Annotated in this window: 12 protein-coding genes; 4 read left to right on the top strand and 8 right to left on the bottom strand. The window is 61.7% G+C overall.

The window, feature by feature from the left end; genetic code table 11:
* The first annotated feature begins 53 nt into the window (after positions 1 to 53).
* Positions 54 to 1895: a dihydroxy-acid dehydratase gene (gene ilvD, locus PFAS1_RS12880; protein WP_074871713.1), complete on the top strand. Its 1842-nt coding sequence runs from the start codon at positions 54 to 56 to the stop codon at positions 1893 to 1895.
* 171 nt (positions 1896 to 2066) lie between these two features.
* On the opposite strand, the gene PFAS1_RS12875 is transcribed toward ilvD, so the two are convergent.
* Positions 2067 to 3122 carry an HAD family hydrolase gene (locus tag PFAS1_RS12875; RefSeq protein ID WP_076029405.1) on the bottom strand — a complete coding sequence of 352 codons (1056 nt, stop codon included), beginning with the start codon at positions 3120 to 3122 and terminating at the stop codon, positions 2067 to 2069.
* Between the two features lie 254 nt (positions 3123 to 3376).
* Here PFAS1_RS12875 and PFAS1_RS12870 point away from each other — a divergent pair, with 254 nt between their 5' ends.
* Positions 3377 to 4768 (top strand): L-cystine transporter, encoded by a 1392-nt coding sequence (locus PFAS1_RS12870; protein WP_076029404.1) that lies wholly within the window; start codon positions 3377 to 3379, stop codon positions 4766 to 4768.
* Positions 4769 to 4878: 110 nt separating this feature from the next.
* On the opposite strand, the gene PFAS1_RS12865 is transcribed toward PFAS1_RS12870, so the two are convergent.
* Positions 4879 to 5391 (bottom strand): dihydrofolate reductase, encoded by a 513-nt coding sequence (locus tag PFAS1_RS12865; RefSeq protein WP_076029403.1) that lies wholly within the window; start codon positions 5389 to 5391, stop codon positions 4879 to 4881.
* A gap of 85 nt (positions 5392 to 5476) precedes the next feature.
* On the opposite strand from PFAS1_RS12865, the gene PFAS1_RS12860 reads away from it, so the two are divergent.
* Together PFAS1_RS12860 and PFAS1_RS12855 are read left to right on the top strand one after the other, a co-directional pair.
* Complete coding sequence (locus PFAS1_RS12860) at positions 5477 to 6856, top strand: DUF2868 domain-containing protein (protein ID WP_076029402.1); 1380 nt, start codon at positions 5477 to 5479, stop codon at positions 6854 to 6856.
* On the top strand, positions 6849 to 8225 hold the full coding sequence (locus PFAS1_RS12855) for a GTPase/DUF3482 domain-containing protein (protein ID WP_076029401.1): 1377 nt from the start codon (positions 6849 to 6851) through the stop codon (positions 8223 to 8225). Before PFAS1_RS12860 ends, PFAS1_RS12855 begins: the two co-directional genes overlap by 8 nt.
* 112 nt (positions 8226 to 8337) lie before the next feature.
* Here the strand turns inward: PFAS1_RS12855 and PFAS1_RS12850 are convergent, their stop codons facing one another.
* The 6 genes from PFAS1_RS12850 to PFAS1_RS12825 form a co-directional block, all read right to left on the bottom strand.
* Complete coding sequence (locus PFAS1_RS12850; RefSeq protein ID WP_076029400.1) at positions 8338 to 8760, bottom strand: hypothetical protein; 423 nt, start codon at positions 8758 to 8760, stop codon at positions 8338 to 8340.
* 85 nt (positions 8761 to 8845) lie between these two features.
* Complete coding sequence (locus tag PFAS1_RS12845) at positions 8846 to 9412, bottom strand: phosphonate degradation HD-domain oxygenase (RefSeq protein ID WP_076029399.1); 567 nt, start codon at positions 9410 to 9412, stop codon at positions 8846 to 8848.
* Entirely contained in the window at positions 9412 to 10545 is a 1134-nt protein-coding gene (locus PFAS1_RS12840) for a TIGR03364 family FAD-dependent oxidoreductase (protein ID WP_076029398.1), read from the bottom strand. The genes PFAS1_RS12845 and PFAS1_RS12840 overlap by 1 nt, the downstream gene beginning before the upstream one ends.
* Positions 10546 to 10670: 125 nt before the next feature.
* Positions 10671 to 11696, bottom strand: coding sequence for a putative 2-aminoethylphosphonate ABC transporter substrate-binding protein (locus PFAS1_RS12835; protein WP_076029397.1), 1026 nt, complete (start codon positions 11694 to 11696; stop codon positions 10671 to 10673).
* 31 nt (positions 11697 to 11727) lie between these two features.
* Positions 11728 to 13452: a putative 2-aminoethylphosphonate ABC transporter permease subunit gene (locus PFAS1_RS12830; protein ID WP_076029396.1), complete on the bottom strand. Its 1725-nt coding sequence runs from the start codon at positions 13450 to 13452 to the stop codon at positions 11728 to 11730.
* On the bottom strand, positions 13452 to 14528 hold the full coding sequence (locus tag PFAS1_RS12825) for a putative 2-aminoethylphosphonate ABC transporter ATP-binding protein (RefSeq protein ID WP_076029395.1): 1077 nt from the start codon (positions 14526 to 14528) through the stop codon (positions 13452 to 13454). The genes PFAS1_RS12830 and PFAS1_RS12825 overlap by 1 nt, the downstream gene beginning before the upstream one ends.
* Between the last annotated feature and the right edge of the window lie 59 nt (positions 14529 to 14587).

Raw genomic sequence — 14587 nt, 5'->3', positions numbered from 1 at the left:
TCAATAGAAGCTCACTTCCCTTTTGATACCTGATTAGCCGCCCGGAGTGCTTCATGCCTGATTACCGCTCGAAAACATCCACCCATGGCCGCAACATGGCCGGCGCCCGCGCACTGTGGCGCGCAACGGGGATGAAAGATGACGACTTCAAAAAGCCGATCATCGCCATTGCCAACTCCTTCACCCAGTTCGTACCGGGCCACGTCCACCTCAAGGACCTGGGCCAACTGGTCGCCCGCGAAATCGAACGCGCCGGCGGTGTAGCCAAAGAATTCAACACCATCGCCGTAGATGACGGCATCGCCATGGGCCACGACGGCATGCTGTATTCGCTGCCGAGCCGCGAGATCATCGCCGACTCCGTCGAGTACATGGTCAACGCCCACTGCGCCGACGCGATCGTCTGCATCTCCAACTGCGACAAGATCACCCCTGGCATGCTGATGGCCGCCCTGCGCCTGAACATCCCGGTGATCTTCGTTTCCGGCGGCCCGATGGAAGCCGGCAAGACCAAACTGGCCAGCCACGGTCTCGACCTCGTCGACGCCATGGTGATCGCCGCCGACTCCAGCGCTTCTGACGAGAAAGTCGCTGAGTACGAGCGCAGCGCCTGCCCGACCTGCGGCTCGTGCTCCGGCATGTTCACCGCCAACTCGATGAACTGCCTGGTCGAAGCCCTGGGCCTGGCATTGCCGGGCAACGGTTCGACCCTCGCCACCCACAGCGACCGCGAGCAGCTGTTCCTGCAGGCCGGCCGCACCATCGTCGAGCTGTGCAAGCGTTACTACGGCGACAACGATGAGTCGGTATTGCCGCGCAACATCGCCAACTTCAAGGCGTTCGAAAACGCCATGACGCTGGACATCGCCATGGGCGGCTCCACCAATACCATCCTGCACTTGCTGGCCGCGGCCCAGGAAGCCGAGATCGATTTCGACCTGCGCGACATCGACCGCCTCTCCCGTCACGTGCCGCAACTGTGCAAAGTCGCGCCGAACATCCAGAAGTACCACATGGAAGACGTGCACCGCGCCGGCGGGATCTTCAGCATCCTCGGCTCGCTGGCCCGTGGCGGTCTGCTGCACACCGACCTGCCGACCGTGCACAGCAAAACCCTGGCTGAAGGCATCGCCAAGTGGGACATCACCCAGACCGACGACGAAGCGGTGCATCACTTCTTCAAGGCCGGTCCTGCGGGCATCCCGACCCAAACTGCGTTCAGCCAGTCGACCCGTTGGGAAACCCTGGACGACGACCGTGAAAACGGCTGCATCCGCAGTGTCGAACACGCTTATTCGAAAGAAGGCGGCCTGGCTGTTCTCTACGGCAACATCGCGCTGGACGGCTGCGTGGTGAAAACCGCCGGCGTCGACGAGTCGATTCATGTCTTCGAAGGCAACGCGAAGATCTTCGAAAGCCAGGACAGCGCCGTACGCGGCATCCTCGCGGACGAAGTGAAGGCCGGCGACATCGTGATCATTCGTTACGAAGGTCCGAAAGGCGGCCCGGGCATGCAGGAAATGCTGTACCCGACGTCGTACCTGAAATCCAAAGGCCTGGGCAAAGCTTGCGCCCTGCTCACCGATGGTCGCTTCTCCGGCGGCACCTCGGGCCTGTCCATCGGCCACGCTTCGCCAGAAGCGGCGGCGGGCGGCGCGATTGGCCTGGTGCAGGATGGCGACAAAGTGCTGATCGACATTCCGAACCGCTCGATCAACCTGTTGATCAGCGACGAAGAAATGGCCGGTCGCCGTGCCGAGCAGGATCAGAAAGGCTGGAAGCCAGTGGAAAAACGTCCACGCAAGGTGACCACCGCACTGAAGGCTTACGCTCTGTTGGCGACCAGCGCCGACAAGGGTGCCGTGCGTAACAAGGCGATGCTCGACGGGCTGTAAAACGTAACCGTCGAACAAAAAAATACCCCGCCAAGTGCGGGGTATTTTTGTTGTACTCGGCTAAATGTGGGAGCGGGCTTGCTCGCGAAAGCGGTCTGACATTCAACATTGATGTTGAAAGTTCTGGCCCCTTCGCGAGCAAGCCCGCTCCCACATTGGATCGGTGTCGTGTTACTGAATCTCTTCAGGCTTCACGATCACCCAGTTCTTGTCCGCCGTAACCTGCAACCCTTCTTTGGCCTGAGCCGCGGCGTGCTTGGCCATCATGCCGTTAATCTGGGTCATGTATTTGTCTTTGCGGTTGACCCACAAGTGGATGCCACCCTTGGCCACGTCGACATCGTGGAACAGCATGTAACCGTCGCTGGTCGGGGTATCGCCGCCCACCAGTACCGGTTTTTTCCACTCATCGATGTAGGTCAGGATCGCCGCATGCTTACCGGCCATCCAGGTTGCCGGGGTCCACAGGTACGGGGTTAGTTCAAGGCCGAGGTTGGCCTTCTCGTCATACTTGCCCGCGGTGATCTGCTTACGCGCCGTGGTCAGCTCGCCGGTCTTCGGGTCCTTGAGCAACAAGCTCACGCCGATCACGTTCTGCGGTTTGACGTTGTAGCCGTACTTCGGATCGGCGGCGACCATGCGCACCAGTTCTTCGGAGGCGGCGGTCATCACGTAGACCTCGATGCCGTTCTCCATCAGCTTGTTGTAGAGCTCTTTCTGGCCGGTGAAGATTTTCGGCGGGTTGACGTCGAGTTTCTTGACCACGTCGCCTTCGTAATACGTCACAGGCACCGGTTTACCGGACGCCATCAACTCATCGACGTAGCCTTTGAGTTCCTGGAGGGTGAAGCCGGAGAACACTTGCGCGACCCATGGATAGCAGACCATGTCGTCAAGTTCGCAGAGGCGATAGTAGTAGCTGAACAGGCTTTCCTTGTGATCGGCAGTGTCTTTGAACGGCATCAGTTTCAGGGAGGGGTCGAGTTTCTCGCGGGTGATCAAGCCCTTGTTTTCCATGAACGGCAGCAACGACTCTTCGAGGTCGTAGCGGTAACTGGTGTTGTCCATGTCGAACACCGCGTAGTTACCTTTATTGGCGTTGGCGGCAATCATTGCGTCCAGCGCCTTGGCCTGATCGGCTGGCCAATGCTTCAAATCCGTAGCGAATACCTGGCCGGCAAGGCCCAGGCAAAGTGCAGCGACCAGAAATTTCGGTGCGAGCTTCATCGGCATGCTTCCTTGTTAAAAGACCCTGATTCAAAGAGCTCGACGCTATCAAATAAATATGACAGCCCTCGTCTGCCCGCGACCGCCTGCGTCCCTATTACGCCAGCTGCATCCCTGTCCGCGACATCCGCTTATTCCAAAAACGACAGTAGTCAGATGTTTTCGATATTAATTCATTAGATATCAAGCTGTTAGGCTTGCCGGTTCGCGGCTGCCCCGGAAGGTGGCCGGCACAAGTCTCTATCGGAGTTCCAATGAATCTGCCGCTGATCCTCAATCTGCTGGTGTTCCTCGCCCTGCTCTTTGGCCTGGCGCAAACCCGTCACACCACCTGGAGCCTGGCGAAAAAAGTCCTGCTCGCGCTGGTGCTGGGCGTGGTCTTCGGTGTGGCTCTGCACACCGTTTACGGTGCCGGTAACCCGGTGCTGAAAGCCTCGATCGGCTGGTTCGATCTGGTGGGCAACGGTTACGTGCAGTTGCTGCAAATGATCGTGATCCCATTGGTGTTCGCCTCGATCCTCAGCGCCGTGGCCCGTCTGCACAACGCCTCGTCGCTGGGCAAGATCAGCTTCCTGACCATCGGCACGCTGTTGTTTACCACGGCCATTGCGGCGCTGATCGGTATCGGGTTGACCAATCTCTTCGGGCTGACCGCCGAAGGCCTGGTGGCCGGGACTCAGGAAATGGCCCGCCTGCAAACCATCCAGACCGACTACGCGGGCAAGGTTGCCGACCTGAATGTGCCGCAGCTGTTGCTGTCGTTCATTCCGCAAAACCCGTTCGCCGACCTCGCTCGCGCGAAGCCGACCTCGATCATCAGCGTGGTGATTTTTGCTGCGTTCCTTGGGGTCGCGGCGCTGCAACTGTTGAAAGATGACGTCGAGAAAGGTCAGAAAGTGATCAACGCCATCGACACCCTGCAAGCCTGGGTGATGCGTCTGGTGCGTCTGGTGATGAAGCTGACCCCGTACGGCGTCTTGGCGCTGATGACCAAAGTGGTCGCCGGCTCCAACCTGCAGGACATCATCAAACTCGGCAGTTTCGTGGTGGTTTCCTACCTCGGGCTGGGCCTGATGTTTGTGGTCCATGGCCTGCTGGTCTCGGCCGCCGGGATCAATCCGCTGCGGTTCTTCCGCAAGATCTGGCCGGTGCTGACGTTTGCTTTCACCAGCCGCTCCAGCGCTGCGACCATTCCGCTGAGCATCGAAGCCCAGACCCGCCGTTTGGGTATTCCACAGTCCATCGCCAGTTTCGCCGCGTCGTTTGGCGCGACCATTGGCCAGAACGGTTGCGCCGGTCTGTACCCGGCAATGTTGGCGGTGATGGTCGCGCCAACCGTGGGCATCAACCCGCTGGACCCGCTGTGGATCGCGACGCTGGTGGCGATTGTGACGCTGAGTTCGGCCGGTGTGGCGGGGGTTGGCGGTGGCGCGACGTTTGCCGCGTTGATCGTGTTACCGGCGATGGGCTTGCCGGTGTCACTGGTGGCGTTGCTGATTTCGGTTGAGCCGCTGATCGACATGGGCCGCACGGCGTTGAACGTCAGCGGTTCGATAACGGCCGGTGCGATCACCAGCCAGATCATGCAGCAGACCGATAAAGAGCTGCTGGATGCGGATGCGCATTCTGAGTTGGCTCACGCTTAACCCGCTCTGATCGCTCCCATGCTCCCGCGTGGGAATGCCTCAAGGGACGCTCCGCGTCCAGTGACGCGGAGCGTCACGGGCTGCATTCCCACGCAGAGCGTGGGAATGATCTATGCGCGCTCCCACACCTCGAAGTTGTAGGCCGGCTTGTCGCCTTCCGCTGGATTCGGCACGTTCGACACCAGCTTCCACTGGTTCAAATCAAACTCCGGAAACCACGCATCCCCTTCCGGGCTCAGCGCCACGCGCGTCAAATACAGCCGATCAGCCTGCGCCAACCCCTGCGCATACAACTGCGCCCCGCCGATCAGCATCAGTTCATCGACGCCCTGCTCCCGAGCCCACTCTTCAGCGCGAACCACCGCAGCCTCCAGCGACGGATAAACTTCCGCGCCCTCGAGTTGCAGATCCGCCTGACGGCTGACCACGATGTTCAATCGGCCCGGCAACGGACGACCGAGGGAATCCCAGGTTTTGCGACCCATGATGATCGGCTTGCCGAGGGTCGTGGCCTTGAAGTATTTGAAGTCCCCCGGCAAGTGCCAGGGCATGCTGTTGTCGACGCCGATCACACGGTTTTCACCGAGGGCTGCGATCAGGCTGAGGGGGAGTGATTTAGTCATGCTGGCGAGGATACCAGAGCCTCCCGTACCCCGATAAGCGTCACAGCGGTTATGCTCACAGCTCGATTGAGCGACGGGATGCCGCGTGACTGAACTGACTCCACTGCAAAACCTCTGGGTGACCGAGACGGTGCGCCTGCGTGAAGAACACGCCGGCCCCCTGGATGATCTGGAAGCCAACCGACTGGCCCGCAGCGCGGGCGGTGATCTGCCGACACGGATTCAACGCCGCGCCCTGTGGCTGGCCGAGCGCGATGGGCTGACCAACGCCCTCACACATTGGCTGCAAGGCGCACGTTTGGCGCTGATCGTGATGGCGCTGCTGGCCATTGCCAGCGGCGCCGGCCTGGCGTTTGCCGCGCTGGGCGACGGACAAACCCCGGTCAATGTGTTCTGGGCCTTGGGCAGTTTGCTCGGGCTGAACCTGATTCTATTGCTGAGCTGGGCGCTGGGCCTGGTGTTTGCCGGCGAACACGGCGCCACCCTCGGCCGCTTATGGTTATGGCTCAGCGAAAAACTCGCCCGCGATGCCAAAGCTGCGCAACTGGCCCCGGCCCTGCTGCTTTTGCTGCAACGACAGAAACTCAATCGCTGGGCGGTCGGCGTACTGGTCAACAGCTTGTGGTTGCTCGCCATGCTCAGCGCGCTGGTCATGCTGTTGATGCTGATGGCGACCCGGCGTTATGGCTTCGTCTGGGAAACCACGCTCCTGGGCGGCGACACCTTCGTCGCCATGACCCAGGCCCTCGGCGCCCTGCCCGCCATGCTGGGTTTCAACGTTCCGACCGTGGAAATGATCCGCGCCAGCGGCGATGCCGCGCTCAACATCGAAAGCGCCCGTCAAGCCTGGGCCACATGGCTGGTCGGCGTGCTGGTGGTCTACGGTGTTTTGCCGCGCCTGTTGCTGGCGCTGTTTTGCCTGTGGCGCTGGAAAACCGGCCAAGCAGCCTTGCACCTGGATTTGAACCTGCCCGGCTACGCCCAACTGCGCGAACGGCTGATGCCGACCAGTGAACGCCTGGGCATCAGCGACGCGGCGCCAGAGCAACTGCATCGAATCGACAACGGTGTCAGCGACCTGCCAAGCGATGGCGCGCTGTTGGTGGCCATCGAGCTGGACGATCAACGCCCCTGGCCGCCGCCACTGCCGAAGTCCGTGAGCAATGCCGGCATCCTCGACAGTCGCGAATCGCGGCACAAACTCCTCGAACAGCTGAGTCGCTTCCCCCCAGCCCGTCTGGCCATCGCTTGCGATCCGCGACGCTCGCCGGACCGCGGCAGCCTGGCACTGATCGCCGAACTGGCCCGCAGCGCCAGCGCCACTCGCGTCTGGTTGCTGCAAGCACCGCCGGGCGAAGCGCTCGACGCCCAAAGGCTGGGCGACTGGCACGTGGCGCTGCAACAGCTGGATCTGCCGTTCGCCGATTGCGCGCCGTTGAACTGGCTGGAGAGCGGTCATGACTAATCCCTGGAAAGCGCCGTTGAAGCTCGCCGTGGTCGGCCACACCAACGTCGGCAAAACCTCGTTGCTGCGCACCCTGACCCGCGATGTCGGTTTTGGTGAGGTGTCCCATCGCCCCAGCACCACACGACACGTGGAAGGCGCACGGTTGTCGGTGGACGGCGAACCGTTGCTCGACCTCTACGACACCCCCGGCCTGGAAGATGCCATCGCCCTGCTCGACTACCTCGAGCGTCTGGAACGACCGGGCGAACGCCTCGACGGTCCGGCTCGATTGGCGCGATTCCTTGAGGGCAGCGAAGCCCGGCAGCGTTTCGAACAGGAAGCCAAGGTGCTGCGGCAACTGCTGACCTGCGATGCCGGCCTTTACGTGATCGACGCCCGGGAACCGGTGCTGGCCAAATACCGCGACGAGCTGGAAGTGTTGGCCAGCTGCGGCAAACCGCTGTTGCCGGTATTGAATTTCGTCAGCAGCGCCAACCACCGCGAACCGGATTGGCGCGAGGCATTGGCACGTCTGGGCTTGCACGCATTGGTGCGTTTCGACAGCGTCGCACCGCCGGAGGATGGCGAACGTCGACTCTATGAAAGCCTCGCCCTGCTGCTGGAAAACGCCCGGCCGCAACTGGAACGTTTGATCGCCGATCAGCAAGCGCAACGCCAGGCCCGGCAACGGAGTGCAGCGCGGCTGATTGCCGAATTATTGATCGACTGCGCCGCCTGCCGGCGCAGCGTGGTCAGCGAAGCCGAGCAAGAACAGCAGGCCATCAACGAACTGCGCAAAGCGGTTCGACAACGGGAACAACGCTGCGTCGAAGCGCTGCTCAAGCTCTACGCCTTCCGCCCACAGGACGCGGCGGCCAGCGATCTGCCGCTGCTCGATGGCCGCTGGGGTGACGACCTGTTCAACCCGGAAACCTTGAAGCAGCTCGGCGTGCGAGTCGGTGGCGGTATCGCGGCCGGCGCGGCAGCCGGGGCTGGCGTGGACTTGCTGGTCGGCGGCCTGACCCTCGGTGCGGCCGCATTGGCTGGCGCGATTGCCGGTGGCGCCCTGCAAACGGCCCGCAGTTATGGCAGTCGGTTGATGGGCAAGATCAAAGGCCAGCGGGAGCTGACCGTCGATGACAGCGTGCTGCGGCTGTTGGCGTTGCGCCAGCGGCAACTGCTGCATGCGCTCAATGCGCGCGGGCATGCGGCGATGGACAGCATTCAGGTCGCCACGCCACAGGACAAATCCTGGCGCGAAGGCAAACTGCCCGAAGCGCTGAACAAGGCCCGGGCACATCCGCAGTGGTCTTCGCTTAATCCACACTCGAAATTGAATCAGGCGGAGCGGCAGGAGCAGATCGAAGCGTTGGCGCAGCAACTCTGAACCTGATCGTTCCCATGCTCCCGCGTGGGAATGCAGGCCGTGACGCTTCGCGTCACTGGACGCGGAGCGTCCCTTGAGGCATTCCCACGCAGAGCGTGGGAACGATCAACCACTACCAATCGACCTTCAGAAACTCTCTCACCAACGCTGTGACACGACTGCGATCCGTGCGATCCGCGCGCCCGTCATTGTCCACATCCGAACTCAGTATCACCTCCAGCCCACCATCGTTATCAAGATCGTGAGCCGCGGCTTTACAGGCAATCTTCTGCCCCTCGTGAAAATGCAGCCGCACCGTTTCAGGTGTGCCGTCAGCGGATGGATTCTGCGAGAAGATGCGCAAGTGTCGATCCTCACCTTCACCCTCGTTGAACCAGGCGCATTTCAAATAGGTTTTGCCAAAAGATTTGAGCCGCTGCCGATCCGCATCCGTCGCCTCACGCTGCAACCGATCATCTTCATGGAATTCAAAATGAACGGTATCTGCCGAGCCCTTCCTGCTTCGATCCTGTGCAATCACTTTCAAATAACGCATCCGTGCGCTTCCTTGCGAAAAGCCCAGATTGAACCGTTACTGCAAGCCCCTCCATCCGCCGTTTCTCAATTGCCTGTGAGACAACTCATTGCACCTTGCGGGACAAGAGACCGACCGCTTTGCGTTTCAACACCTCCAGATCCATCACCGGCACCGCCATCTCCTTTGCCAACTCATCCCACTGGCGCATCCGCAGACTGACCTCGCACAACGGATCTTGCTCGAACGCTTCAGCCTCGGCGGCCGTCATCACACCGCCCTGATACTCCAGCGTCCGGCGGCTGGCTTCACTCAAGCGCTCGTAGTACCCAGGCTCTTTCAGCGTCAGGTAACGCTTGGCCTGAACGTGGTACTCCACCAGCCCCGCCATGCGTTCGCTGAAACCTGCGCGGCGTAAGTAGTCCGCGCCCAGGCGCTCGTGACTGACCACGCCGAAGCCGCCCATGTTCTCGGCACTCTCGGCGCAGATATGCCCGATGTCGTGGAAGAACGCAGCCAGGACCACTTCGTCATCGAAGCCCTCGGCCATCGCCCGTTCGGCAGCCTGGGACATGTGCTCGATCTGCGACACCGGCTCGCCGATGTAATCGCTGTCGCCAAAGCGCTCGTACAGTGCGAACACCTCGGCGATTACTTGCTCATTGCGGTCCATCAATACTCTCCCAATAAGGTGGCCACGTTGCGTTCAGCCATCGCCGGCCCGACGCTCATGCCGACACCCGTGTGCATCAGGGCCACGCTCACACCCGGCATCGGCCGCAGGAACGAGAACGGCCCCGGCCCCCCTGAACCATAGACGCCTTGCCAGCGTTCGACCACTTGCACCCTGCAGCCCAACGTCTGCTCGGCCAGTTCAATCATCCAGTTATCCACCTGCTCGGCGTTGAACGGCGACGGATCGCTGCCGTAATGGTGGGAGTCGCCGATGATCAGTTCGCCATACGGTGTCGGGCTGATCAGCAGGTGAATGCCGTGTTCATGCAGGTGCGGTTCCTCGCGCAGGATTTGCGCCTGCACCGCCGCCGCTTCCGGCAGATCGGCGAAGGCGCCGTAGTGCACGCAACTCAGACCGGTGAGCAACGCGTGTTGCAGGTTGAGGTTGATCTGCGGTCGGGCGCGAAGCATTTGCAGGCGGCAGATTTGCGGGTTGAGTTCGACGATCGGCTCGGCCAGCAGCGTCTGATAATCGTGGCCGGAACAGACGATGATCTGCTCGGCACTGAAGGCTCCGGCGGTGCTGTGCACGCGGCCGGGCTCGATGTCGCGCACGAGAGTGGAGAAGTGAAACGTGACGCCGAGTTCGTGATGCAGGTAGTCGATCAGCGCTGGAATCGCTTCGCGGGAATACAGTTGCTGATCGTCCATCCCGTGCAACGCGGCGCGGTGATGGCTGAATTGGCCGCGGTACACATCGCGCAATGCAGCGCCGCGTAGCAGGTCGACGCGGTAACCGTGTTCCACGGCGCGACCGGCGCAGAAGGCTTCCAGCAGGTGTTCTTCGGCTTCGGTGCGGGCAAACAGGTATGAACCGTTGCGCTTGAGTTGCAGGCCGGCGAGTTGTGCCCATTGGCCCCAGATCTCGCGGCTGGCTTTGGCCAGTTCGAGCATCGGGCCCGGTGGCTGGCCGGTGACCAGGGCCTGGCCGAAGTTACGGACCGAGGCGCCCAAAGGGGTTTCGCTGCGCTCGAAAACGGTAACTTTCAGACCGCGCCTGGCGGCGGCATAGGCGTGGGACAGACCAAGGATGCCGGCGCCGACGATCAGCATGTCGCTGTGTTGTGTCATGAAGTTCCCCAATGATCGTTCCCACGCTCCGCGTGGGAATGAATCCCGTGACGCTCTGCGTCACAGGGGACGCGGAGCGTCCTTTGCTGCATTCCCACGCAGAGCGTGGGAACGATCGGCGGTGCTTACTTGGCAGCCACTTTCTCGGACTTGCCGTCATAGCGCTTGCGCCACTCGGCCAGGATCTGGTCACGATTCTTCGAGGCCCAGGCAAAGTCGTTCTTGATCAAACGCTGCTCATAATCGGCCGGCAATTCGGTCTGTGGCTTGGCGATACCCGGTTGCGCGAGGACGGCGAAGTTCTCTTTATAAAGCTCCATCGCCGCCGGACTGGCGGAGAAATCAGCCAGTTGCTTCGCGGCCTCTTCGTGCGGTGTGCCCTTGATGACTGCGGTCGCTTCGATCTCCCAGCCCAGGCCTTCTTTCGGCAGGATGATGTCCAGCGGTGCGCCTTGGCGTTTCAGCTGAACGGCCGGGTATTCAAAGGAAATGCCAATCGGGAACTCCCCCGAAGCCGCCAGTTTGCAAGGCTTGGAACCGGAGTGAACGTACTGGCCGATGTTCTGGTGCAGGTCGTCCATGTACTGCCAGCCCTGCTTCTCGCCGAAGGTTTGCAGCCAGGCGCTGACGTCGAGGAAACCGGTGCCGGACGAGGCCGGGTTGGGCATGACGATCTTGCCTTTGTACTCAGGCTTGGTCAGGTCCTGCCAGCTCACCGGTTTGGTTAAACCCTGCTTTGCGGCCTCGACGGTGTTGAAGCAAATGGTCGCCGCCCAGACGTCCATGCCGACCCAGGCTGGAGGGTTGGCGGCGTCGCGGTAGTTGCTACCGATCTTGCCCAGGTCCTTCGGTGCGTAGCTTTGCAGCATGCCTTGCTGATCGAGGATCGCCAGGCTCGACGCCGCCAGGCCCCACACGGCGTCAGCCTGCGGGCGAGCTTTTTCGGCCAGCAGTTTGGCAGTGATGATGCCGGTGGAGTCGCGCACCCACTTGATCTCGACGTCCGGGTTGGCCTTTTCGAAGGCTGCTTTGTAAGTCTTCAATTGCTCGGCTTCGAGGGCGGTGTACACCGTCAACTCGGTTTTCGCCGCGAAGGCGTTCAGGCTGAAAGCGGTGAGGACAGCAGCGGCCAGGGCCATAGGCTTGAACATGATCTTTTCCTGTTTGAGTTGAGGGGTTGAATCAATGACCAGGCGCGGTCTGCCGCCAGGCCTGGGAGCGGCGCAACAAACCGCGCGAAGCCCAGGCCAGCAGCAGGGACACGCCCGCCGAGGTGAACAGAATCAGGGTCGACATCGCCGCCGCGCCGCCGACGTTGCCGGCGTCGTCCATGTTCAACACTGCCACCGCCGCGAGGATGGTGTCGGGGCTGTAGAGGAAGATCGCTGCCGAGACGGTGGTCATGGCCGAGACGAACAGATAGCGCACGATGTCCAGCAATGCCGGCAGGCAGATCGGTACGGTGACGCGCAGGTAATGCCGATACAGCGGCGCCTTGAGCGACAGCGCGGCGGCTTCGAACTCGGCATCGAGTTGGCGCAACGCGGTGGTGGCGGTCATTTGCGCGGTGGTCAAATAGTGAGCAATGGTGCAGACCACCAGCAGGGTCATGGTCCCGTAGAGCACATGCAGCGGGTTGCCGCTGAGGTTGAAGAAAAAGACGTAACCCAGGCCCAGCACCAGACCCGGCACCGCCATCGGTACGAAACTGAGCATGCGCAGTGTCAAATTCAGCCCGCGCTGGCCCTTGGTTTTTTCCATCAGGTACGCGCCGGTAAAGATCAGCACGCTGCCGATCAACGCCGTGCACAAGGCCATCTTCACACTGTTGCCATAGGCCAGCCAGCCACCGCCCGCCGTGTCGTTGAACTGGTAATGGTTGAGCGACAGCGACAGGTTGTACGGCCAGAATTTCACCAGCGACGAGTACACCGCCATGCCGAACACCAGCAGCAACACCGCACAGATCAGCAGCACGATGGTCAGGTAGCAACCGTCCCGCAGTTTTGACGGCGCGGGCTGAAAGACCTGCGCCCGACCGCTCATGGAATCGCCGTGACCTCGACGCAACCAGGCGTCGACACCGAAGCTGAACAGCGCCGGCAACAGCAGGACCATGCCGATCAACGCGCCGCGACCGAATTGTTGCTGGCCGACCACGGCTTTGTAGGCTTCCAGCGCCAGCACCTGATAATCGCCGCCGACCACCACGGGCACGCCGAAGTCGGTGATGGTCAGGGTGAACACCAGACAGAACGCCGCGAACACAGCCTGACGCGTTGCCGGCCAAGTGATGCTGCGAAAGGCCTTCGCCGGACTGGCGCCCATGCTGGAGGCGGCATCGAACAGTCGCGCATCCGCCAGGGACAGGGCCGACAGCAAAATCATCAGCGCGTGTGGGAAGGTGTAGATGACCTCACCCAGAACAATGCCCCAGAAACCGTAGATATTGTCTGAGAGCAAACCGCGCAACATGCCCTGGTTGCCGAACAGATAGACCAGCGCAATACCCGGCAACATCGACGGCGCCATCAGCGGCAACAGCGACATGCCGCGCCAGATGCCTTTGCCTGGAATCAAGGTGCGTTGCAGGGCGTAGGCAAACAGGTAAGCCAGCGGTACGACAATCGCCGCCACGCTCAGGGAAACTTTCAGGCTATTGCCGAGCAACCAGTGGAAATTGGCACTGGTCGCCAATTCACGGGCGGCCACCAGACCGCCGCCCTGCCCGGCTTCCGAGCTGAAACCGCGCCAGAAGATCGCCAGCAACGGCATCAGTACCGCAACGCCGAGCAACACCAGCAACAGGACTTTGCCGCCGACCACGAACACCCGGTCACCGATCTCGGCACGGGAGGTCTGCCGAACCTGCTTGTGCGGTATCGGCAGCGCGAGGTTCGCGCTCATCAGGCAAACACCTGCAGGCTGCGCGGAGGCAAGGCAACCATGATCTGCTGCGCGCCGAGGCGCGGCATGGCTTCCGGCGCCAGTTCCGCCAGCAATGCGTGGCCCGGCAGTTGATCGAGTTCGAAGCTCATGCGGCAGCGGTTGCCGAGGAAGGTGATTTCGCGAACCTTGGCCGGGAACAGGTTTTCTTCATGCGCGGGCGGGTTGACGTTGATCGCTTCGGGACGGCAAAACAGACGACCCGATGCGGCGTTGCCCGAATCGGCACCCAGGCGCATGTTCATCCCGCCGACCTGGGCGTGGCTGTCGCTGCTGCGCTGGAATGGCAGCCAGTTGCCCTGGCCGACGAACTCCGCCACAAACGGTGTAGCCGGGCGGTCGTAGATTTCCTGCGGCGTGGCGTATTGCTCGACCTTGCCGTTGTTCATCACGGCGATGCGGTCGGCCATCAGCATCGCTTCGTCCTGGTTGTGGGTGACCATCAGGGTGGTGATGCCGAGGTTGCGCTGCAATTGGCGCAGTTCGGTGCACAGATGCTCGCGGACCCGGGCATCGAGGGCCGACATCGGTTCGTCCAGCAGCAGCAACGAAGGTGCCGGCGCCAAGGCCCGAGCCAGTGCGACGCGCTGCTGTTGGCCGCCGGACAATTGGCCGGGGTACTTTTTCTCACTGCCGATCAGGCCGACCAGCTCCAGCATCTGACCGACACGCTGGCGCACTTCATCGCGACCACTGCCGGCGAGGCCGTAGGCTATGTTCGCTTCGACGGTGAGATTGGGAAACAGCGCGTAGGACTGAAACAGAATGCCGTAGTCCCGAGCCTGGGGCGCCAGGTGGGAAACGTCGCGATCGCCGAGGTACAACTCGCCGCTGTCCTGCTTCTCAAGACCAGCGATGCAACGCAACAAAGTGGTTTTGCCGCAGCCCGACGGGCCAAGCAGGCATACCAGTTCACCGGCCGCCACGTCGAGGGAAACGTTATCCAGCGCGGTGAAGGCGCCGAAGCGTTTCTGCACACCGCGCACTTTCATCGGGGCGCCGGGGTTGGTCAGGGCAGTTGCGATCGAGTGGTTCATGGACAGGCCTCATCAAGCAGATGAAGGCCATCCTAGATTTGTAATGCGTCCGTCATGTG

The sequence above is a fragment of the Pseudomonas frederiksbergensis genome (assembly GCF_001952935.1).
GTDB classification, from domain to species: domain Bacteria; phylum Pseudomonadota; class Gammaproteobacteria; order Pseudomonadales; family Pseudomonadaceae; genus Aquipseudomonas; species Aquipseudomonas frederiksbergensis.
This window is presented reverse-complemented; position numbering and strand designations above follow the sequence as displayed.